This is a genomic window from Methylacidimicrobium sp. AP8 (genome assembly GCF_903064525.1).
GTDB lineage: Bacteria > Verrucomicrobiota > Verrucomicrobiia > Methylacidiphilales > Methylacidiphilaceae > Methylacidimicrobium.
In genome coordinates this window covers 65,384-87,234 of the sequence record NZ_LR797830.1, presented here as the reverse complement: position 1 = coordinate 87,234, position 21,851 = coordinate 65,384, and the positions used below count along the sequence as shown (strand labels likewise).

Here is a 21,851-nt window from a genome sequence, read left to right as displayed (position 1 = left end):
CTGATATGATCGCCCAGGAGACGAAGAATGGCAAAAGAGAAAAGCACGCCGGTTTCGCTCCGGGAGCTTCTCGGCGGCCCGGAAGGCCGAAGACGCTGGGGAGATCTTCTCCTGAAGCTCGGCGAGAACGACGAGAAACGATTCGGGCGCCTTGCGCTCGCCCTCTGCCGAGCCCAGGCGAAGGAAGTTGCGCCGCTACGGCGGCTGCTCGAGGCCCAGAGCGATCGCTCCGGAGATTGGCGGGAAATTCCTTTTTTGCCTCAGGAGCTTTTCAAGCAGGCCTCTGTATTCGCCCATGCGCCCCGGCCTCCGCAAAAAGTCTTCGAAACGAGCGGAACGACCAGTGGAAATCGCGGGCGCCACTTCCTCCTCGACACCGATCTCTATCGGATTGTGAGCACCGAAGGAGCCAGACGGGCGGGGGTCCCCTGGGAGGCGGTCGACCTCCACTTTCTTGCTCCCTCTCCGGAAGAGGCCCCCCATTCGTCTCTTTCCGCGATGTTCGGGTTCTGGGCGGAAGCCAACCCCCGCCCGTCCCGCTTTTGGATTCGCGACGGCCTGCTCGACCGGACCGGCTTGCTCTCCGCCCTGGAGGAGGCGATCGGTCAAGGGCGGCCCGTCGGGCTTTGCGGAACCGCCTTCGCGTTCATCCCGCTTCTGGAGAGCTGCCGAGGAACGACCCTGCCCCTCCCCCGGGGGAGCTTCCTCTTGGAAACCGGCGGCTTTAAGGGCCGGACGCGGGAACTTCCCAAACGCGAGTTCTATCGGGCCCTGGAAAGCGCCTTCGGCATCCCGGCAGAGGAGATCTGGAGCGAATACGGGATGACCGAGCTTTCGAGCCAAGCCTACGCCCGCGGTGTCGGGGGGATCCACCGGGTTCCGCCCTGGACGCGTGTCCGGATTCTCGACCCGCGGACCGGCCGGGAGTGCCGGACCGGAAGCAAGGGCTTGGTTGCCTGGATCGACCTCGCCAACGTCGATTCGGTGCTGGCGGTCGAGACTCGCGACGAAGCGATCGCCGCCCGGAACAGCTTCCGCCTCCTCGGCCGGTCCGCCTCCGTTCCGCTGCGAGGGTGCTCCCTTACCGCCGAAGAGCTTCGCGCGCAATGACGGCCGCGGACCGGATCGAGCGATTGGCGCCCGTCTGCCGCCTCTTCCCCGAGCTGGGGATCTCGGGTCCGGAGGATCTCCGCTCGCTCCTCGCCGCGGCCCTGGGGAGCATAGAAGCCCTCGACGGCTTCGTCCGCCACGGCTCCGGCTGGAGCCGCGCGATCCCGCCCCGACGCATCTACCACGTGCTCGCGAGCACTCTTCCCGTTTCGGGCTGGCGATCCCTTTTGGAGGGCCTGCTCCTCGGATCGGACAACCTTCTCCAGTGCCCCAAGGAGCAGCGGGGCGCTCTCTTCCGGTTCCGCGCCGCCCTCCCGCCGGCACTCCGGAAAAAGGCGCGGATCCTTCCGGCGTATTCGGAGGACTTCTTTGCCGCGGCCGACGCCGTGGTGGTCTTCGGGCGGGACCAAACGATCCGCCACTTCCGGTCGCGGTGCCGCGACGACCGGATTTTTGTCGGCTACGGACACCGCGCGAGCCTGCTCTGGGCCGGCAGGATCGGCCGCCCGACGCCCGCCCTGGCCGAGGCCGTCGCCCGAGACGTGGGCGCATACGACCAAGCCGGCTGCCTCTCTCCGCAGTGCCTCCTCCTAGACCCGGCGACCGCCCTCTCCCCCCTGACCGAACTGCTGGTCCGCGCGCTTTCCCGCGAAGCGCAGGACCATCCCGTCCGCCGCAGCGCCTGGGAAGCGGCCCGGATCCGCGAAGCGCGAACGGTCGCGCGCGCGCTCGGCTGGCCCGTCTGGGATGACGGAGAAAGGCTCCAGTGGACGCTGGTGGTCCGCGATCTTCCGCAATTCCAACCCTCCTGCGGACACCGGGTCCTCTACCTGGACGCGGTCCCGGAAGCCCGGCTCGAGCATTGGCTGGCTCCCCTCGCCGGCCACCTCTCTACGATCGGGATCGCCGGTCCGCTCCCCGCCGCCGTCCGCAAGCTCTTTTGCCGTCTCGGAGCCAGCCGCTTCTGCCCGGCGGGAAGGATGCAGCATCCTTCCCCGCTCTGGCATCACGACGGAAGGACCCCGCTGGCCGATCTGGTCCGTTGGGTCGACTGGGAAGGGCCGGGCCTGCCGCCGGCTCCCCGCCGCCGGAGCGGCCCCGGCGGATAACGGGTCCGGCCCGGAGCGCTCCGCGTTTCAGGAGCTGCGCCGGTAAACCTTCTCCGGATCGAAAACCTTTTGGGACTCGGTGAACTCGAGCTCCTCCGCGCTTCCCGGCTTAAGCCGCCGGTAGAAGCAGCTCCGGTAGCCGACGTGGCAGGAGGCCCCGCCCTTCACGGAAACCTTGAGCAAGAGGCAATCCTGATCGCAGTCGACCCGGATCTCTCGAACCTGCTGGACGAAGCCCGACTCCTCCCCTTTCACCCAGAGCTTCCCGCGCGAGCGGCTGTAATAGGTCGCCAAGCCCGTGGCGATCGTCCGGTCGAGCGCCTCCCGGTTCATGTAGGCGACCATGAGGACTTCCCCGGTCTCGGCATCCACGGTGATGCAAGGGATGGTCCCGGCCGGGTCGAACCGCGGCTCGAGCCGGCTGCTCTGCTCGATCTCCGATCCGGCGCTCATGAAGGAAAGGATGGTCGCATCGGACGCGGACCGGGTCAACGCCAAAGCCGCGCGGAGCCGGCGCCGGCTTCAGCCGGCGCGATCCCCCTCCCCGGCGTCCGGCCGATCCCAGCCGGGAAAGAGCGGGAGTTCTTCGGCCTCCTCCCGGCGCCGCCGGCGGCGGACCTCCATCGCCCGGCTCGCCGGATCTTCCTCCTCGGCTTCAAGCCCGGAGAGCACTTCGGCCGCCCGCCGGATCGTCCGCTCGGGCAAGCCCGCCAGCCGCGCCACCTGGAGCCCGTAGCTCTTGTCGATCACTCCTTCGACGACCTTGCGCAGGTAGACCGCCCGCCCGTCGATCTCCCGGACCGCCATCGAGAGATTGCGCACCGCGCTCCGGGTGTTCGCCAGCTCGGCCAGCTCGTGGTAGTGCGTGGCAAAGAGGGTGAGGCAGCGGTTCCGGTCGCAGAGCTCCTCGGCAACCGCCCAAGCGATGGAGAGCCCGTCGAAGGTGCTCGTCCCCCGGCCCACCTCGTCGAGGATCACCAGGCTCCTTTCGGTGGCGTGGCGGAGCAGGTTGGCGGTCTCCTGCATTTCGACCAGAAAGGTGCTCTGGCCGCTCGCCAGATCGTCGCTCGCGCCGATTCTGGTGAAGATCCGGTCGAGGACTCCGATCCTCGCCCGCGTCGCGGGCACGAAGGAGCCGATATGGGCGAGCAGACAGATGAGCGCGATCTGCCGCAGATAGGTGCTTTTGCCGGCCATGTTCGGCCCCGTGAGAATCGCCAGCCGGGCGCGGCGGCCGTCGAGATAGGTGTCGTTGGGAACGAACCGCTCTCCGACCAGAGCCTGCTCGACGACCGGGTGGCGGCCGCCGGCGATTTCGACGACCGGGTCGTCCACCATCTCCGGGCGAACATACTGCCTTTCCCGGGCGAGCTCGGCCAACGCCGCCACAACGTCGATCTCGTTCACGGCCCGTGCCGCCCTCTGGAGCACGGGGAGCCGCTCGCAAAGCCTCCGCCGGAGAGCCTCAAAGAGCTCCTTCTCGTATTCGCGGGCCCGCCCTTCCGCCCCGAGGATCTTCTCTTCCATCGCCTGGAGCTCCGGCCGGGTGAACCGTTCCGCGTTCGCCAAGGTCTGCCGGCGGACGTAGTCCGCAGGGACCTGGGAGAGCTGGCCGCGGGCCACTTCCAGGAGGTAGCCGAAGACCGGATGGTAGCGGAGCTTGAGCGAGCGGAGGCCGGTCCGCTCCCGTTCGCTCCGCTCGAAGGCGAGCAGCCATTGCTTGCCCTTCTCCGCCGCCTCGCGCAGCGCGTCGAGGGCGGGATCGAAACCCGGCCGGAAGATCCCCCCGTCCCGCCACGAGGGAGGAAGATCCTCCACCAGCGCCCGCTCGATCTCGGCGACCAGATCGTCCTGCGGCTCCAGATTTCCCCGCCAGCGCTCCCACCGGCAGGAACGCGGCAGAAGCTCCCGGATCCGCGCGAGCGGCTTGAGGGATTCCTTGATCGCTCCGATCTCCCGAGGCGTGGCCGATCCCTGCGCGACCCTCGCCAGCAGCCGCTCCAAATCCCGGACGTTGGCCAGAAGCTCCCGGAGCTCCCACCGCCGCCGATCCTCTTCCATCCAGTAGGCGATCGCCTCCTGCCGCGCCTCGATCTGCGACCGGTCGCGGAGGGGTTCGCAGAGCCACTGCCGCAAGAGCCTCCCCCCTCCGGGGGTGAGCGTCCGATCGATGGCCTCCAGAAGGCTTTTCCCCCGGCCGGCGGCGGAGAGGAGCTCCAAGGTGCGCTGGGCCACGGCATCCAGGACGAGCAGATCGGAGCGACGGATCGGGCGGATGTCCCGGACATGGGAGAGGTCCTGCCGCAGCTCCTCCCGCAGGTAGTGGAAAAGGCCGCCGGCCGCCGAAAGGGCCGGCGAGGCCTCGGTGAGGTCGAAAGCCGCGAGAGACTTCGTTCCGAAGTGGGCGAGCAAAAGGCCGGAGGCCTGCTCCGGGGAAAAGGCCCATTTCGTGTGCTCGGTCAGAGCCGACCGGCCGCAGGCTTCCAACAGCGCCCGGAGTTCCCCGCTGCGAGCCTGCGCCCGCCGGGAATCCGCCGCCTCTTCCGGGATCACGATCTCGCTGGGCCGAAGCCGGCAGAGCAGGTCGGCCAGCTCCGCCTCGCCGCCCAGCTCCCCCGCGCGGAACTCGCCCGTCCCCAGGTCGAGGGCGGCCACCCCGAAGCGACCGCGGCCGGCAACCAGAGCCAGACAGAAGTTATTTTCCTTCGAGCGGAGCGAGGCGGGGTCGAGCAGGCTTCCCGGGCTGACGACCCGCGTGATCTCCCGCCGGACGAGCTTGCCCGGCTTCGGGGTCTCCACCTGGTCGCAGACCGCCACCCGCCGGCCCGCCTGCACCAGCCGGGCGATGTAGCCGTCGGCCGAGTCGACCGGGATGCCGCACATGGGCACGCCCTGCCGGTGGGTAAGAGCGAGCCCGAGGAGAGCCGCCCCCGTCTGGGCGTCCTCCCCGAAGAGCTCGTAGAAGTCCCCCAGCCGGAAGAGGAGCAGCACGTCGGCGGGCAGCTCCGCCTTCCGTTCGCGGTACTGCGCCATCATCGGCGTTTCGGCCGGAGCCTTGCCTTCGGGTGAGGATTGTGGCGACTTCATTCTTCTCCTACAGTCGAGCCCGGTCCGGCGTGAAAAATTACCTCGAACTGCTCAAGACCGTCCTGTGCGAGGGCCGCTACCGCCCCGATCGCACGGGAACCGGCACCTATTCTCTTTTCGGCGCCCAGCTCCGGTTCGACCTAACCGCCGGCTTCCCGCTGCTGACCACCAAGAAAATCCATTGGAAGTCGGTCGTCCATGAACTTCTCTGGTTCCTCCGGGGGGAAACCAACGTGGCGAGCCTCCGGGCGAACGGGGTCACGATCTGGGACGAATGGGCCGATGCCGAAGGAAACCTGGGACGGATCTACGGAGCGCAATGGCGCGGCTGGCGCGGGCCGGACGGGGCCGTCGTCGATCAGATCCGGAATCTCCTGGAGCAGATCCGCCGCGATCCGTTCAGCCGGCGTCTTCTGGTCACCGCGTGGAATCCCGCCGAGCTCGGGCAGATGGCGCTTCCTCCCTGCCATGTCCTTTTTCAATTCTATGTGCAGGAGGGCCTCCTCTCCTGCCAGCTTTATCAACGGAGCGCCGATCTTTTCCTCGGAGTCCCCTTCAACATCGCCTCCTACTCCCTCCTTACCCTCCTCATCGCCCACGTCTGCGGGCTGCGGCCGAAGGAATTCATCCACACCTTCGGCGACGTCCACCTCTACGCCAACCATTTGGAGCAGGCCCGCATCCAGCTCTCCCGCTCCCCGAGGCCCCTTCCCCGCGTGGAGATCGACCCCAAGGTCCGCTCGCTGGAAGAGATCCGCTACGAAGACATCGCCCTCCGCGATTACGATCCCCACCCGTCCATTCCCGCCCCGGTCGCGGTCTAGCGGCCATTTCTCACAAGCTTTCTCCTACGGCTTGCAAAACGGGCTCGTCTGCTTGGCTCCCGCTTGGTTTTCCATCCTCGCAGTATGTCTTCATACAGCTCCGGTGGAAAACCTGCGCCCGCCTCGCACCCAAGCCCATTTGTAGCGCCTCGGCTACGAAATTTGTGAGAAATGGCCGCTAGCCCTTAACGCGACCGAACCCGCGCCGGGCGCCGGCCGCGGCCCCGCCTGTCCCGGCCAGGGTTCACGGCCTCCGGGAAGAGCGGCCTTTCCTTAACGGAAAATCTGAAGAAATCGTCACCAAAATGTAACCGAAAAACCGCTTGCCCCTTCTCCCGGCGACCCTGCTAGTTTCCTTCCCGGTAAGGAGCCCGAAACCTCGGCTTCGGCGGGCACCGGCACGTCCCGCGGGCCGCGGGAAAGAAGGATCGCAAGGGAGGAAGGAGCCATGCGCGCGGTCGTTTTTCCGGAGCGGGAAGAGACGGAGTGTTCCGAGAGGTCCTATTTTCAGCCACAACAAGGGGAAGGCGACTCCCGGCCCGTCCGGCCGCCGAGCGGCCTAGGCGGGCCGCGGAAGCCCACCGGCGCCGCCCTCCTGGTCACCCCTTTCCCTGCTGGCCGCCGCCCTGCTGGCGCTCCATCCTCGGGCGAAGGAGCGGAAGCGGCCGGCAACCCCTCCCCAAGCGGTCGCCGTTCCCGCTTCCTTGGCCGATGACGAGCCCCACTCCTTGGCTCGGCTGCGCGCCGACTATGCCCGCTGGCGCAGAGAGCTCCTCCACTGGCTCCGGGAAGGAGACCCGGGGCTTCGGGAAGCCCGGCGGCTCGATCCCGAGGTCGAGCGCAGGGAGCTCCCGCCCGTTTCCGCCGCGCGCGCCTGCTTGCAACGCCACCTCATGCGGCCGGTGACGATCGACTCCCTTGAGCCCATCGGCTACGAGCGTCTCCCCGGGGGAGTGGCGATCGACTACCGGGCGGTCGTCCGCTCCCGGATCGACCTCTATGTGGTGCCGGCGCTCCGGCTCCCCCTCCCCAAAGAAATGCCCGAGCCGGTCGCCCGCATCTGGTCGGATCTCCTCTTCGATGCCTACCTCCCGCCGGGCTGCCACCACGATGTGCAGCACAAGCACCGGCTGCTGAGGGCGGGCGACCCCTTCGTCTTTCGCTGGCGGGTCGAGCGGGCCCGGGTCGTCGACGGCCAATGGAAGATTCTCCTGGCCGCCCCCTCCCTTCTCGAATGGAACTGCGGCTTTGTCGCCGCAGAGATCCTGGCCCTTCGCGAGGGCGACGGCTTGGCCCTGCGCCTCGCGGGCAACCGCTGCCTGCGGCCCTTGGAGGCGAGCTTTGACCAAAACTGGAATGAGCTCCGCTTCCGTTACTACGCCACCTGGGGAGTTCCCGGCGCCCCGCGGCCGGCGATCGCCGCCCGAGCCCAAGAGTGGCTTCGGGCCACCGAGCCGGAGCTCTTCTCCTCTCCGAGGCCGATGCTCGCGCCGGAAACCGCTTCCGCCCTTTTGCGCTGGACCGTCGCCTCGCCGGGTTATGCTGCCCAGACCGACTGGGCCGGGCGGATCCTCGCCCCCGTCCGAGCGCTCGAGCCGCAGGACGCCGAGTCCTGCTTTGTAGCCTACTACCGGGAGCTCGCCCGGGAACGTAACCGGTGGATCGATGCCTTCCTCTGCCAAAGGGCGCAAATCGAGCAATTGAAAGGCAAGAGCCCCCGACCCCGGTAAAATCCTTCCGAACCCAAGCCTCCCAGGGAGCAACCCGGCCATGAGACCAAAGGCCTTTTGCCGTTCTGGCCTCCTGCTGCGGGCGACCGTCCTTTGGCCTTCGCGGGGGGCTTGAGGAGCTATGGGCAGGTTTGCGTCGCCCCTCCGGAAGCCGCCCCCAATGGGGAGGCCCCCGCCGCTCTGACCGCTCCCCCCTGCGGCGACCCCTGCGCTCCTTCTCCCGCCAATCCCGAGGGAACCGACCAGGCCGCGCCGCAGGCGGCGGCCCAGACGGCCGAGAGCACGGCTGCGGAAGGAGCGGCGATAGGCACCCAGATGGGCACAGCGGCGGCGGCCGCCGCCGCGGCAACCGCTCTCCAAAGCTCTTCGTCAGGCCCGGGACAAACCGCGGCCCCCGCCGGCGCGCCGATCTCCCCCTTGCCTCCCGGGCAAAACCCGATCACCCAGGCCGACAAGAGCAATTGGGCCGCCCTCGACAAGGCGGGCATCCAGTGCGTCGGCCTTGGAGAATTTCATTTCACTCCCGAGCAGATGCAGGCCGAAGAAAGGTTCGCCGACTCAGCCTATACCCACGGATTCCGAAACGTGATCCTCGAGTATCCCGCCGCCAAGCAGAAGCAGCTCGACCGGTTTCTGAAAGATCCGAGCTACCAGAACATGGCCGAGCTTGCCTCTGGGTACGCGCCGGACGATCCGAATGGGAATCGGGATCGAAAAAAACACAGCAACCTCATAAAGAGGTATGCGGTAATCCTTCAAAAGGTTGACTCACTGACCCGCAGCGCGGCGCAAGCGTTCGCGATGGCGAACGGCGTGGATCCAGAGGCCATCGATGGTCTCCGAGCACAGATGCAAATGTTTCGCCTCTGGCGCCACTTCTACAAGACAGGATACAAGGTAATCGGAGGCGACCTCGACCGGAATATCGGACTGGACCAGAACGGGAACCTAATCGTGAATTCCCCCAGCCGGCCAGTCACAGACGCTGAATTGATGAGGTTTTTGGCGTCCCCACGGGGAATGAAGGATCGAAACCTGAGCATTGCCGCGTTTGCGGCCCAGGTCACCAAGCCGAACGCCCGAACCATTGTCATTGGGGGAGTCTCCCACATGGGATTCCTCCCCAATGAGCGGATTGCGACAACGAGCAAGCCGAACGAGATCTATCCCGGACTCAACTACCTATTGGAGAACATCTATCACATCCCTTCGGTTGCCATTGTACAGAGTGCCATCACCCCCCAAGGTTTTTTGGCCGAACTGGGCTTGGGATATTTTTCGCCACCGGCGCAACCAGGGCAACCGGCGCCACCCATTCCCCATTTGACTCCCCAGCAGGTGCAGGCAATTGTGTCCCAACGCAACCAGCAAGCAGCTGCGAACATTGCGCTCGATCCGGGTCGCACGCCCTACGACCCCTTGTCGGGAAAACCGATCGACCACTCTCTTTCCGAGGCGGTCAATCGCAGGGCAAGCTCGGTGCCGCAAGGTCCATAGGAGGACAAGGAGAAGAAACCATGAAGACCATTTTCCGTCACCAATGGCTTGGCGGATTTCTTTCCCTCTGGTTGACTGCCGCCGTGGCCGTTGCAGAGGACAAACCATCCGCTCCCCTCTCTCCCGAGGCCCAAGCCTTGATCCAAAAGCTCACCACCTTGCGGATGCCCGCAACCTTTTCTTTTTTGCAGACGGTCGACCCGCAGCTCTTTGCCGAAACCCTTCAGACTCCCGAAGGACGGTGGGCGATGGATCAGGCCTACCGCTGGTCGACTCCGCACACCGATAGGCATACCGAAGAGGGGAAATTCGTTGTCCGCACAGAGATCCGCAAGCTGGAGCGAAAGCTCGCCACCCTTCCCATTCCGATCCTCGATGCGCTCTTGAGGCTTCGAGGACAAAGCGAAAAGGATGTCCCCCCGCAATTTTCGGATCTCCCTGAGGAAGAGCGGGAGCAGATTCTCGATACCGAGGAAGCCGCATGGGACGCCTGGTGGCTCGCGCATCTGACTCCGGAGCAGCGGGAGGCCACCTATGAGCTTCAGGATTTACGGTACGCGCAAGCGATTCGTGCCAACCAGCTGCCCGAAAGCCAATACGCCGAGGATGATGTCAGGGAACTAAAAGAAGATCACGAGCTCTTCACCCGCTGGGGGCCGGAAAAGCTCCATCAGGTCCTCGAGAACTGGTGGTCGGCAAAGGAGTTCCTCGGGGTTTTACAAGACATTTGGTTCGCAGAAGGTGGTGCACCTTTAGCGGATAAACCTGCTTGGAAGCTTTCCGCGATGCCCAGCTGGTTTTGGGAAGAGATCGCCCAATTTGCCAAAGGACCCAATCTCGAGCGCGCCATCGCCCTTTTTCCTCCGGTCCGGCCGATCGCTATCACCATTTCCCCACAAAGTCAGGTGCTCTATGCACTCAACGACCTTGCCCGGGCCTTGCATGATCAGAAAATGCACGATGCCGTCTACACGCTTACCAAGCAGATCTACGCTGCGGCGGGCTTCTCCGGACATTCGGGTGATTGAAAGGGGTGAGGCAACGACGTTGCCCTTGGCGTGGGAGGAGCCCAAGACGATGACCCGACTCCTGCTCGAATGCGCCCGAGGCGGATTTCTTTCCCTCTGGTTGACTGCCGCCGTGGCCGTTGCAGAGGACAAACCATCCGCTCCCCTCTCTCCCGAGGCCCAAGCCTTGATCGAAAGGCTTACCACCCTCCGGATGCCCGCAACCTTCTCTTTTTTGCAGACGGTCGACCCGCAGCTCTTTGCCGAAACCCTTCAGACTCCCGAAGGACGGTGGGCGATGGCTCAGGCCTACCGCTGGTCGACTCCGCACACCGATAGGCATACCGAAGAGGGGAAATTCGTTGTCCGCACAGAGATCCGCAAGCTGGAGCGAAAGCTCGCCACCCTTCCCATTCCGATCCTCGATGCGCTCTTGAGGCTTCGAGGACAAAGCGAAAAGGATGTCCCCCCGCAATTTTCGGATCTCCCTGAGGAAGAGCGGGAGCAGATTCTCGATACCGAGGAAGCCGTCTGGGACGCCTGGTGGCTCGCGCATCTGACTCCGGAGCAGCGGGAGGCCACCTATGAGCTTCAGGATTTACAGAACGCGCAAGCGATTCGTGCCCGACAGCTGCCCGAAAGCCAATACGACGAGGAGAATGCCAGGGAACTAAAAGAAGATTACGAGCTCTTCACCCGCTGGGGTCCGGAAAAGCTCCATCAGGTCCTCGAGAACTGGTGGTCGGCAAAGGAGTTCCTCGGGGTTTTGCGATACGTTTGGTTCGCAGAAGGTGGTGCACCTTTAGCGGATAAACCTGCTTGGAAGCTTTCCGCGATGCCCAGCTGGTTTTGGGAAGAGATCGCCCAATTTGCCAAAGGACCCAATCTCGAGCGCGCCATCGCCATTTTTCCTCCGGTTCTGCCGATCGCTATCGCCTTTTCCCCACAAAGTGAGGTGCTCTATGCACTCAACGACCTTGCCCGGGCCTTGCATGATCAGAAAATGCACGATGCCGTCTACACGCTTACCAAGCAGATCTACGCTGCGGCGGGCTTCTCCGGACATTCGGGTGATTGAAAGAGGATTCCGCAGCGACGTTGCCCTTGGCGTGGGAGGAGCCCAAGACGATGACCCGACTCCTGCTCGAATGCGCCCGAGGCGTACTTCTTTCCCTCTGGTTGACTGCCGCCGTGGCCGTTGCAGAGGACAAACCATCCGCTCCCCTCTCTCCCGAGGCCCAAGCCTTGATCCAAAAGCTCACCACCTTGCGGATGCCCGCAACCTTTTCTTTTTTGCAGACGGTCGACCCGCAGCTCTTTGCCGAAAGCCTTCAGACTCCCGAAGGACGGTGGGCGATGGATCAGGCCTACCGCTGGTCGACTCCCACCGATAGGCATACCGAAGAGGGGAAATTCGTTATCGGCACAGAGATCCGCAAGCTGGAGCGAAAGCTCGCCACCCTTCCCATTCCGATCCTCGATGCGCTCTTGAGCCGAACTTCCGCTGTGTAGTGTCGCAAGTGATTGTAGCAGAACGTTAAGACTTTTTCGTTCTGCCTACATGGCCCATTTGGGCGGGCGAGCAAAGAGGGGGAGGAGGTCGAGCTTTTGGAGCAGTGGGTTGATGTCGGCGGGGATCTTGGAGAAGAACCCGATCAAAGGCCGTCCGTTTGGGGCAAGCCGGATCAAGCGGATCGCCTGAAGGCGGCGGAGCACCTTGGGCACCTCTTCGGTAAACCCTTTGGCCACCCATTCGGTCCTGAGGCGGGCATTCATCCAGAAAGCCAAGAAGCAGATTCTCACGTGGTTGCGGACCCGATCGGGCCGCCAATGATAGACCGGACGGACTTCGAGGTAGCTCTTGAGTTCTGAAAAAGCGGCCTCGACCTCTGCGAGCCGCTTGTAGTGGGTCAGCACCTCCTGAGGAGAAGCCTTGGCGGACGGGAGGTTGGTCTCCAAAAGATACCAGCCGTCGATCGCCTCTTCTTCTTTGACCCGCTCTTGGTCAAGCTTCCACCAGAACCGGCCCTTGGCGTCGACTCCATACTGAAAGTACTTATGGGCCTGGATCCGCTGGAGCGCCCGGCCGATCCGGCTGCCGAGCTCGACTGGGTCTGCCCCCTTGCGCGTTGCCTTGGCAATCTGGCGCAGCTCTTCCTCTCCTCGGGCGATGCGGCTCTGCCGCCGCTCCCGATCGCGCATCGCGCGCCACTCCCCTCCGGCAACGACGTAGCGAACCCCTTGGTGCTCGATCTCCATCACCCGGGTTCGATCCGTCAGCCAGAGCTGCCGATCTTTGGGAAGTCGCCGAACGATCTCCTGGAGCTTGGTCCCAGTTGATCGGGTCACGTACTCAAGCTCCATGCCGGTGAGCATCTCCAGATTCCACCGGCTCTTCATCCCGCCATCGAAGACGAAGGTAGCCTCTCGGATCCCGAGTCGGCGTCTGAGAGTCACCAAGAGCCCCGTCAGCGTCGTGCTGTCCGCCCGGTTCCCCCGCAGGACCTCCACATGGATCGGGATCCCCCGGGCATCGGTGGCGACCGCAAGAAGCACCTGCCGCCGATCTTGCCGGTGATCCCGGCTGTAGCCGTACTGCGCCAATCCCCTCGGGGCCGTCCCCTCGAAGTAGACACTCGAAAGGTCATAGAGCACCAAGCTCGCTCCCTCTGGTTGGGCTTCCCGGTAAAGCTTCTTCTCGATCCCGCTCCAAACGCCGTTGAGCCCATCCATCGCCCGGTAGAGATCGTCTTCTTCCAGGTCCTTCTCCTCCAGCCCGCATACCTTAGCCAAAAGCGTCCCGCCTGCTTCCTCCCGAAGGGCGAGCTTGGAAGAGGGAAAGAGAATCCGTCCAAAGATCATCGCTTTCAAAAGCCGCCCCTTCCGCTCCGAACCCACCCCGGAAAGAACCTGATCGAGTCCAAATCGCTGCCACGCTTGCTCGAGGACCGCGATTCCTCCGTAATCCAGAGCTTCCTGCCCTTCCAGTCCGTCCAGGGGCACCAGCTTCTTCCCCTGCAGCAGCGCTCGGACCGCCTGCTGGACCTCCACCGGCATCCGGGTCAGATTGGACAGGATCCTCGTCTTGACCTGCTTGCCCACCCGATACGACTCCCGGACAAGAACGGATCGGTAGACTTTGCCCCTCTGGCAAGTGCGCACCTCTTGCACGTACATGCCTACAATATGCCAAGAGCATGATGCTTATGCAAACAAATGTTATTCACATTGTATTCGCATTACACGTCCTACATTATTTTGCGTAAGTCCTTCATCTGCCGAAACAATCCTCAAAATTGTGCGGAAGATGGGTGAGGCTTCGAGGACAAAGCCAAAAGGATGTCCCCCCGCAATTTTTGGATCTCCCTGACGAAGAACAGGAGCAGATTCTCGATACCGAGGAAGCCGCATGGGACGCCTGGTGGCTCGCGCATCTGACTCCGGAGCAGCGGGAGGCCACCTATGAGCTTCAGGATTTACAGAACGCGCAAGCGATTCGTGCCAACCAGCTGCCCGAAAGCCAATACGCCGAGGATGATGTCAGGGAACTAAAAGAAGATTACGAGCTCTTCACCCGCTGGGGGCCGGAAAAGCTCCATCAGGTCCTCGAGAACTGGTGGTCGGCAAAGGAGTTCCTCGGGGTTTTACGAGACATTTGGTTCGCAGAAGGTGGTGTACCTATAGCGGATAAACCTGCTTGGAAGCTTTCCGCGATGCCCAGCTGGTTTTGGGAAGAGATCGCCCAATTTGCCAAAGGACCCAATCTCGAGCCCGCCATCGCCATTTTTCCTCCGGTCCGGCCGATCGCTATCGCCTTTTCCCCACAAAGTCAGGTGCTCTATGCACTCAACGACCTTGCCCGGGCCTTGCATGATCAGAAAATGCACGATGCCGTCTACACGCTTACCAAGCAGATCTACGCTGCGGCGGGCTTCTCCGGACATTCGGGTGATTGAAAGGGGTGAGGCAGCGACGTTGCCCTTGGCGTGGGAGGAGCCCAAGACGATGACCCGACTCCTGCTCGAATGCGCCCGAGGCGGATTTCTTTCCCTCTGGTTGACTGCCGCCGTGGCCGTTGCAGAGGACAAACCATCCGCTCCCCTCTCTCCCGAGGCCCAAGCCTTGATCCAAAAGCTCACCACCTTGCGGATGCCCGCAACCTTTTCTTTTTTGCAGACGGTCGACCCGCAGCTCTTTGCCGAAACCCTTCAGACTCCCGAAGGACGGTGGGCGATGGATCAGGCCTACCGCTGGTCGACTCCGCACACCGATAGGCATACCGAAGAGGGGAAATTCGTTGTCCGCACAGAGATCCGCAAGCTGGAGCGAAAGCTCGCCACCCTTCCCATTCCGATCCTCGATGCGCTCTTGAGGCTTCGAGGACAAAGCCAAAAGGATGTCCCCCCGCAATTTTTGGATCTCCCTGACGAAGAACAGGAGCAGATTCTCGATACCGAGGAAGCCGCATGGGACGCCTGGTGGCTCGCGCATCTGACTCCGGAGCAGCGGGAGGCCACCTATGAGCTTCAGGATTTACAGGACGCGCAAGCGATTCGTGCCAACCAGCTGCCCGAAAGCCAATACGACGAGGAGAATGCCAGGGAACTAAAAGAAGATTACGAGCTCTTCACCCGCTGGGGGCCGGAAAAGCTCCATCAGGTCCTCGAGAACTGGTGGTCGGCAAAGGAGTTCCTCGGGGTTTTACGAGACATTTGGTTCGCAGAAGGTGGTGTACCTATAGCGGATAAACCTGCTTGGAAGCTTTCCGCGATGCCCAGCTGGTTTTGGGAAGAGATCGCCCAATTTGCCAAAGGACCCAATCTCGAGCCCGCCATCGCCATTTTTCCTCCGGTCCGGCCGATCGCTATCGCCTTTTCCCCACAAAGTCAGGTGCTCTATGCACTCAACGACCTTGCCCGGGCCTTGCATGATCAGAAAATGCACGATGCCGTCTACACGCTTACCAAGCAGATCTACGCTGCGGCGGGCTTCTCCGGACATTCGGGTGATTGAAAGGGGTGAGGCAGCGACGTTGCCCTTGGCGTGGGAGGAGCCCAAGACGATGACCCGACTCCTGCTCGAATGCGCCCGAGGCGGATTTCTTTCCCGTTGCGGACGTCGCCTTCCGTGTCACCGCCGATGCAAAACTGACCCGGATCGCCGGAGGGAAACTGACCCATTTGGGTGAAATTGGCAGCTGGGAGGCTGCGGATGTTGGACCAGATGGCGGTGATGGTGATTCGGGTGATGAGGCGGCAGGGCAAGGGGATTCGGGAGATTGCGCGGGAGCTAGCAGCCTGTCGGCCTTAGTACCAGAGTTTGCCACGATGCGGCGGCGGTCGGATGCGGCATGGGGAGCGATTGTCTCGGGAATCCTAAAAACCAAGACAATGCGACGACCGTTTTTCCGGCGGAGAGCGACCATAGCCCCCATTTCTCACCAGTACGAGCTTTCGGGCGAGAGAGGTGCCGGTTGAGTCGCTTGCGAGCAGTTGGGCAAAAATCTTGTGCGCAGGGGGCGTCCAGTTTTTCTTCTTCGCCGAAGCGCCGCTGGTGGACTTGCCGGACGAGGCTCCGCGGAAATCGACGGCGGCGCCGCCGCCAGCAAGAACTGCTCCCAGGGCAAACGGCTCGACCCATGCGCTTGGAACCATGCTCTTTTTCCCCTCCTCCTCTCTCTCTCCGGATGTCCGCGCGCGGGCCCGTGCCCTGCCAAAGAATCTGGGGGAGGGCAATCCGGCGGAGAGGCCGTCGCGCTCAGAGCGCCCGCAGGAAGCGGACGAGCTCCTCGCGACTAGGACTCACCGCGTGCCGGACATAGAAGCCGGCGCAGGCGATTCCGAGCTGCAGGCAGTAGCGCGCCCGCCAGCCGAGGAGACGGCCGGCGGAAAATCCGGCGTTGAAATGGTCGCCTGCTTGGAGAACGGTCCTCGGCTTGGCCGTATGCGCGCATTCGAGCCCCTCCTCGCCCTCTCCGTCGGCGGCGGCTGCGTAGAGCGGACAGTGGATGACCACCGTGGAGATTCCGATTTTCTCCCGGAGGGCGGCCGCCGCGGAAGGCGCGCCGGCAAAATCGAGGCCGATTCTCGGCAGGCGGAGCACGCGGGCGACCGTCTGGCTTTCCCGAGCGTTCAAGCTCAGGACCACGTCATGGCATGCCTGGAACTCCTGAAGGATCTTGATCGCCGACAGGACGTCGGCGTCGGTGGAATGGCGAAGGTCCCCCAGGTCGAAGAGGAGCAGCTTCCGCGGCGCCCCGGAGGTGGGGCAGAGCTCGGAAAGGAGCCGTCTCCAGAGGAGCGAGAGATGCGTGAGCCGTGACCAGTTGGGGAATGCGGCCAGATGGGCCTTCGCCCAGAGGTCGCGCAGCGCGGCTTTTCCGACGCGCTCCTCTACCAGCTCCCAGGTGATCTCCCCCCAGGGACGATAATCCACGAAAGAGATGCGCTCGTCGCCGAACTCCAAGACCCGCTCATAAGCGGGGGCAGCCACCGGATAAACGCGAGCGCGCTTTTCGAGCTCGGCAAAAGCCCGATGCATGCACCCCGGCTTTCCGCAGGCGCCGACGAAGTGGACCTGCACCCCCAGCGCGCCGAGCGCCGAGGAAAACCAGGGAGCGCTCCCCGCCATGCGGGGACGCCCCTCGACCAGCTCGAAAACCCGATCCGCTCCCGCATCGTCCTCGGACTGCAAACGGACCAGAAACTCGCGAACCGAAGCAAGGACGGAGTACTGCTCCGGGGAACGGCGATGGCCCACCACGCGGAAGGACTCCTCCACCAAGCCGTCGAATCCCGACAGGCAAACCCGCTTGAGCAGTTGGGCCCGAGAGCCGAGGAGCTGTTCTCCGGTCTGTCGGGCGAGGCGCCGCTCGGCCATGGCGCATTCTCCTATACGCACTTGCCGACCTCTTGACAATGCCGCGCCGCAAGGAAACGAGCCTATGGTCGGGCGTCGTCGGAACCTATGGGCCGGCCGGGAAAGGTCCCTTGCGATTCCGGCGGCCGAAAATCCGCTCGACAGAAGAGGGGTCCCTCGCGGACAAATCCCGCATACGGGACCCCTTTTCCACCTGTAGGTTTATGGCATGAACCGTTTTCGGGCTTTTTCCGCGGGTCTGCTCGGTTTCCTCGGGATCGCCGCGGCGACCTACGGCGCGCACCGTCTTTCTCTCTCGCCCGGCTCCCCCCACGCGCTGGATACCTGGAAAACGGCTGTCTTGTACCAGTTCGTCCACGTTTTAGCCCTTCTCTCCTTAAGCCGCCACCCCAAGGCTTTCGCCGTCTCTTCCGTCTGCTTCCTGCTCGGCATCGTGCTCTTCTCCGGAAGCCTGTACGCGTGGGTTCTCACGGGAAACGCCGGCTGGACCCGGGTCACACCCTTCGGCGGAAGCCTCTTGGGCATCGGCTGGCTCGCAGTGGGGCTGGAAGCTCTTTTCCGTAAGCCCGCGCCAGCTTCCTAGCCGTACCAAAAGTTTTGCACTTTCCCGGCGGCCTCCGCTACTTTCCCTTCAGCGGGCCTTTTCTATGAATCGATTCACCGAAAAAGCGCAGGCGGCCATCGCCGAAGCGCAAAATCTAGCCGTTCGCCATTCCCACCAGTCGGTCGATGTGGAGCATCTCTGCGAGGCTCTTTTGGCCGACGGCCAGGGGCTCGTTCCCCGCTTGCTGGAGCGTGCGGGCGTCGACGTCGGCCAGCTGCGCGAGCGCCTGGGCCAGGAGCTTTTGCGGCTGCCGCGCGTTACCGGCGCCAACACCGGGGCCTATATCACCCAGCGTCTTCGCGAAGCCCTGGTCAAGGCGCAGGAGGAGGCCAAGCGGCTCAAGGATGAGTTCGTCAGCGTCGAGCATCTGATGCTGGCACTTCTGGAGGAGCCCTCCTCCACGGTCACCGGCCGCCTCCTTCGCGAGGCGGCCGTCAATCGGGAATCCTTTCTGCAGGCGTTGACGGAAGTTCGCGGCCACCAGCGTGTCACCAGTCCCAACCCCGAAGAGACCTACGAGGCGCTCCAGAAGTATGGGCGAGACCTGACGGAACTCGCGAAAAAAGGGAAGCTCGACCCGGTGATCGGGCGCGATGCGGAGATCCGCCGCACGATCCAGGTCCTGTCGCGACGGACGAAGAACAACCCGGTCCTGATCGGCGAGCCGGGAGTCGGCAAGACCGCCATCGTCGAAGGATTGGCACAGCGGATCGCGGCCAGCGACGTACCGGAGAGCTTGAAGAGCAAGCGGATCGTGCAGCTCGACATGGGGGCGCTGATCGCCGGAGCCAAGTACCGGGGGGAGTTCGAAGAGAGGCTCAAGGCGGTGCTCAAGGAAGTGACGGCGGCCGAAGGGCAGATCATTCTCTTTATCGACGAGATCCACACCATGGTGGGAGCCGGCAAGGCGGAGGGCGCGATCGATGCGGGCAACATGCTCAAGCCGCTCCTGGCGCGCGGAGAGCTTCACTGCATCGGCGCCACGACCCTGGACGAGTACCGGAAGTACATCGAGAAGGACGCCGCTCTGGAGCGCCGCTTCCAGCCGGTTCTTGTCTCCGAGCCGACCGTGGAGGATACGATTTCGATTCTCCGGGGGTTGCGGCAACGGTACGAGCTCCATCACGGGGTGCGCATCCAAGACAGCGCCCTGGTGGCGGCGGCGGTGCTCTCTCATCGATACATCACCGATCGGTTCCTCCCGGACAAGGCGATTGATCTGATGGATGAGGCGGCGGCCAAGCTGAAGGCCGAGATGGAGAGCATGCCGGAGGAGCTCGAAGGGCTGGAGCGACGCGTGCTCCAGCTCGAGATTGAAAAGGAAGCTCTCCGAAAGGAGCGCGACGAGGCCTCGCGCAAGCGCCTCGAAGCTCTCGAGGCGGAGCTGGCCAACCTGCGGAGCGAAAGGGATCAGGTCCGCGCTCGATGGCAAGAGGAGAAGGGGGCGATCGGCGCGCTCCAGAAGGTGCGAGAAGAGCTCCAGGCCGCCGAGCACGAGATGGAAATCGCCCAACGGTCGTACGATCTCAACCGGGTGGCCGAGCTCCAGTACGGAAGGATTCCCGAGCTGAAGCGGCGCCTCCAGGAGCTGGAGGAAAAGCTCGCTAAGGGACAAGCGGAGGGAAGGCTTTTGCGCGAGGAAGTGACCCCGGAGGAGATCGCGGAAGTCGTCGCCCGCTGGACCGGGATTCCGGTGTCCAAGCTTCTGGAGGGCGAAAAGGAGAAGCTGCTGCGGCTCGATTCGATCCTTCACCAGAGAGTGGTCGGGCAAGACGAGGCGGTCGCCGCCGTCGCCGACGCCGTGATTCGCGCCCGCTCCGGCCTTAAGGATCCCAAGCGGCCGATCGGATCGTTCTTCTTTCTGGGGCCCACCGGCGTGGGGAAGACCGAGCTCGCCCGGGCCTTGGCCGAAGCGCTCTTCGATAGCGAGGAGAACATGATCCGGCTCGATATGAGCGAGTACATGGAAAAGCATCAGGTTGCTCGCCTAATCGGCGCCCCTCCGGGGTACGTCGGATTCGAAGAGGGGGGCCAACTGACCGAGGCGGTACGGCGCAAGCCCTACAGCGTCATCCTCATCGACGAGGTCGAGAAAGCCCATCCGGACGTCTTCAACGTCTTCCTCCAGATCCTCGACGACGGCCGGCTCACCGACAGCCAAGGCCGCACGGTCGATTTTCGCAACACCATCATCGTCATGACCTCCAACATCGGCAGCGTCTATCTGACCGAAGGGATCGGCCCTTCGGGGGAGATTCCGGAGCCGGTGAGGAACCGCGTGATGGAGGAGCTGCGCGCCCATTTCCGGCCGGAGTTTCTCAACCGGCTCGACGAGATCGTGCTTTTCAAGCCTCTGCAGATGGAGCAGCTCCAGAAGATCGTCGATCTGCAGCTCGAGGAGCTGCGCAAGCGATTGGCGGAGCGGTCGATCACCATCGAGCTGACCCCGGCCGCCAAGGAGCATCTCGCCCGCTTGGGATACAGCCCGACTTACGGGGCACGCCCGCTAAAGCGGGTCATCCAGAAGGAGATCGAGACTCCCCTCTCCCGCAAGATCGTCTCCGGAGAAATTCCGGACAAGACCGCGCTCACGATCGATTGGAACAACGGGCAGCTTCTCTTCCGGACGAAGCCGGAGGGCAACGGATGAAGCACTTCCCCCGATTGCTCGCGCGCCCGCGGCGCTCAAGCGAAGTGGAGCGGGGCTTGGCCTCCCTCTCCTTTTTGCTCGATGAGACCGCCGCGCACTACGTCGCGCGCCTGCAGCGGGAGATCCGCCAGTTGACCCTGACCGTTCGTGAGCTGGATCGAGCCGGTCGGCTTCCGGGAAAGCGGGAGCAGAGGCTCTTGGCCAAGGCCGCCGCCAAGCTCGAATCCTTGTCGATCGTCCCGGAAAAGGGGCGCAGGAAGGACTTGCGGAGGATCGACCAGTTGATCGGCGAGTTGGAGGAGCTTCTCGAAGAAGCATCCCAGGAGGCCGAGGAGACGCCGTCGTGACGAACGAACTGCTTGGCTGCGCTTGCAAAGGGGGCGGGCCGGATGTCATCCCGGCTCCCGCGGACGGGGGGAAAGCACCCGCCGCAGCCCGATACGCGGTCTTCGACATCGGAAGCAATTCGATCAAATTCCTCGTTGCCGAATGGGACGGCGGCGACTTGCGGGTCCTCGACCACCGCAGCTTTACGACCCGGCTCGTCGAAGGGGTGCTTACCACGGGTGAGCTGTCCGAAGAAGCCGTGGAGCAGACCGTGGACGCGCTGCGCGCCCTCCGCGAGGCCGCCGACAGGTGGCGGGCCGGGCGCCGAATCGCGGCGGCCACCAGTGCGGTGCGCGACAGCCGGAACCGAAAGCGCTTCCTCAAGCAGGTCGGCGACCTTCTCGACTGTCCGGTTCTCTTGCTTTCGGGCGAAGAGGAAGCGGAGACCACCTTCCAGGGCGTTGCCGCCGACCCTGCGCTCCGGAACCGCGAACTGCTGGTCGCCGATGTAGGCGGCGGCAGCTCACAGTGGACGGAAGGCCGGGCGGGCGCGGTCGGCGCGCGGTTGAGCCTACCCTTGGGTTGCATCCGCCTCCGCGACCGGTTCATCTCGCAATTTCCGATCGGAAGCAAGTCGCTGGCCACGATGCTCCTCACCCTGGAGAAGCAGCTTCGGGAGGCCTTGCGGGAGTTTTCCGCCCGCGACCGCACGCTGATCGCCGTGGGAGGGACGGCCACAGCGCTCGCCGCCCTGCTTCAGGAGCTTCGACAATTCGATGTCGAGAAGATCCATCTTTTCTCGGCGACCGCCCAGACCCTCGAGCGCCTTCTCGAAGATCTCTCGCGCTTGGATCTCGACCGGTTGCAGGAACTTCCCGGCGTTCCCGCCAGGCGGGCGGATATCTTTGTCCCGGGAGTCGCGGTCTTCTTTTCTACGCTCGCCGCCTTAGGGATCGATCGCTTGACCGTCAGCGTGCGTGGGCTGCGCCACGGCTTGGTCGAGCGGCTACGGAAGATCTGACACGCA

20 protein-coding genes are annotated in these 21,851 nt (G+C 63.9%); 15 read left to right on the top strand and 5 right to left on the bottom strand.

What is annotated here, in order from left to right; translation table 11 throughout:
• Positions 1–27: 27 nt before the first annotated feature.
• Positions 28–1,110, top strand: coding sequence for an acyl-protein synthetase (locus MTHMO_RS00370; RefSeq protein WP_202213022.1), 1,083 nt, complete (start codon positions 28–30; stop codon positions 1,108–1,110).
• Positions 1,107–2,219: an acyl-CoA reductase gene (locus MTHMO_RS00365; RefSeq protein ID WP_202213021.1), complete on the top strand. Its 1,113-nt coding sequence runs from the start codon at positions 1,107–1,109 to the stop codon at positions 2,217–2,219. Before MTHMO_RS00370 ends, MTHMO_RS00365 begins: the two co-directional genes overlap by 4 nt.
• A gap of 27 nt (positions 2,220–2,246) precedes the next feature.
• Here MTHMO_RS00365 and hisI read toward each other — a convergent pair whose 3' ends face one another.
• Both hisI and mutS read right to left on the bottom strand, forming a co-directional pair.
• Positions 2,247–2,672: a phosphoribosyl-AMP cyclohydrolase gene (gene hisI, locus MTHMO_RS00360; RefSeq protein ID WP_202213020.1), complete on the bottom strand. Its 426-nt coding sequence runs from the start codon at positions 2,670–2,672 to the stop codon at positions 2,247–2,249.
• Between the two features lie 69 nt (positions 2,673–2,741).
• Positions 2,742–5,306 (bottom strand): DNA mismatch repair protein MutS, encoded by a 2,565-nt coding sequence (mutS, locus tag MTHMO_RS00355; RefSeq protein WP_202213019.1) that lies wholly within the window; start codon positions 5,304–5,306, stop codon positions 2,742–2,744.
• 29 nt (positions 5,307–5,335) lie between these two features.
• On the opposite strand from mutS, the gene MTHMO_RS00350 reads away from it, so the two are divergent.
• From MTHMO_RS00350 to MTHMO_RS00325, 6 genes are all read left to right on the top strand, one after another.
• The gene (locus MTHMO_RS00350; RefSeq protein ID WP_202213018.1) at positions 5,336–6,130 is read left to right on the top strand and encodes a thymidylate synthase; all 795 of its coding nucleotides are present in this window, start codon (positions 5,336–5,338) and stop codon (positions 6,128–6,130) included.
• A gap of 728 nt (positions 6,131–6,858) precedes the next feature.
• Entirely contained in the window at positions 6,859–7,860 is a 1,002-nt protein-coding gene (locus tag MTHMO_RS00345) for a hypothetical protein (RefSeq protein WP_202213017.1), read from the top strand.
• Between the two features lie 111 nt (positions 7,861–7,971).
• Complete coding sequence (locus MTHMO_RS00340) at positions 7,972–9,357, top strand: hypothetical protein (protein WP_202213016.1); 1,386 nt, start codon at positions 7,972–7,974, stop codon at positions 9,355–9,357.
• Between the two features lie 20 nt (positions 9,358–9,377).
• Entirely contained in the window at positions 9,378–10,385 is a 1,008-nt protein-coding gene (locus tag MTHMO_RS00335) for a hypothetical protein (protein ID WP_202213015.1), read from the top strand.
• Between the two features lie 49 nt (positions 10,386–10,434).
• Entirely contained in the window at positions 10,435–11,442 is a 1,008-nt protein-coding gene (locus tag MTHMO_RS00330; protein WP_202213014.1) for a hypothetical protein, read from the top strand.
• Positions 11,443–11,492: 50 nt separating this feature from the next.
• Entirely contained in the window at positions 11,493–11,876 is a 384-nt protein-coding gene (locus MTHMO_RS00325; protein WP_202213013.1) for a hypothetical protein, read from the top strand.
• A 45-nt stretch (positions 11,877–11,921) separates the two neighbouring features.
• On the opposite strand, the gene MTHMO_RS00320 is transcribed toward MTHMO_RS00325, so the two are convergent.
• Positions 11,922–13,541 (bottom strand): IS1634 family transposase, encoded by a 1,620-nt coding sequence (locus tag MTHMO_RS00320; RefSeq protein ID WP_202213012.1) that lies wholly within the window; start codon positions 13,539–13,541, stop codon positions 11,922–11,924.
• Between the two features lie 134 nt (positions 13,542–13,675).
• Between MTHMO_RS00320 and MTHMO_RS00315 the strand changes: the two genes are divergently transcribed.
• The 3 genes from MTHMO_RS00315 to MTHMO_RS11070 all read left to right on the top strand — a co-directional run bounded on the left by MTHMO_RS00315 (position 13,676) and on the right by MTHMO_RS11070 (position 15,674).
• On the top strand, positions 13,676–14,320 hold the full coding sequence (locus MTHMO_RS00315) for a hypothetical protein (RefSeq protein ID WP_202213011.1): 645 nt from the start codon (positions 13,676–13,678) through the stop codon (positions 14,318–14,320).
• A 49-nt stretch (positions 14,321–14,369) separates the two neighbouring features.
• Positions 14,370–15,377 carry a hypothetical protein gene (locus MTHMO_RS00310; protein WP_202213010.1) on the top strand — a complete coding sequence of 336 codons (1,008 nt, stop codon included), beginning with the start codon at positions 14,370–14,372 and terminating at the stop codon, positions 15,375–15,377.
• Positions 15,378–15,548: 171 nt separating this feature from the next.
• On the top strand, positions 15,549–15,674 hold the full coding sequence (locus MTHMO_RS11070; RefSeq protein WP_255535290.1) for a hypothetical protein: 126 nt from the start codon (positions 15,549–15,551) through the stop codon (positions 15,672–15,674).
• Positions 15,675–15,739: 65 nt separating this feature from the next.
• Here the strand turns inward: MTHMO_RS11070 and MTHMO_RS00305 are convergent, their stop codons facing one another.
• Positions 15,740–16,018 carry a hypothetical protein gene (locus MTHMO_RS00305; RefSeq protein ID WP_202213009.1) on the bottom strand — a complete coding sequence of 93 codons (279 nt, stop codon included), beginning with the start codon at positions 16,016–16,018 and terminating at the stop codon, positions 15,740–15,742.
• 103 nt (positions 16,019–16,121) lie between these two features.
• A complete protein-coding gene (locus MTHMO_RS00300) occupies positions 16,122–17,243 on the bottom strand; it encodes a carbohydrate kinase family protein (RefSeq protein ID WP_202213008.1) in 1,122 nt (373 codons plus the stop codon).
• A 208-nt stretch (positions 17,244–17,451) separates the two neighbouring features.
• Between MTHMO_RS00300 and MTHMO_RS00295 the strand changes: the two genes are divergently transcribed.
• The 4 genes from MTHMO_RS00295 to MTHMO_RS00280 all read left to right on the top strand — a co-directional run bounded on the left by MTHMO_RS00295 (position 17,452) and on the right by MTHMO_RS00280 (position 21,845).
• Positions 17,452–17,826, top strand: a complete 375-nt coding sequence (locus tag MTHMO_RS00295) for a DUF423 domain-containing protein (protein WP_202213007.1) — start codon at positions 17,452–17,454, stop codon at positions 17,824–17,826.
• Positions 17,827–17,890: 64 nt separating this feature from the next.
• Positions 17,891–20,497 carry an ATP-dependent chaperone ClpB gene (clpB, locus tag MTHMO_RS00290; RefSeq protein WP_202213006.1) on the top strand — a complete coding sequence of 869 codons (2,607 nt, stop codon included), beginning with the start codon at positions 17,891–17,893 and terminating at the stop codon, positions 20,495–20,497.
• On the top strand, positions 20,494–20,844 hold the full coding sequence (locus MTHMO_RS00285; RefSeq protein ID WP_202213005.1) for a hypothetical protein: 351 nt from the start codon (positions 20,494–20,496) through the stop codon (positions 20,842–20,844). The genes clpB and MTHMO_RS00285 overlap by 4 nt, the downstream gene beginning before the upstream one ends.
• Positions 20,841–21,845: an exopolyphosphatase gene (locus tag MTHMO_RS00280; protein ID WP_202213004.1), complete on the top strand. Its 1,005-nt coding sequence runs from the start codon at positions 20,841–20,843 to the stop codon at positions 21,843–21,845. The genes MTHMO_RS00285 and MTHMO_RS00280 overlap by 4 nt, the downstream gene beginning before the upstream one ends.
• Positions 21,846–21,851: the final 6 nt, after the last annotated feature.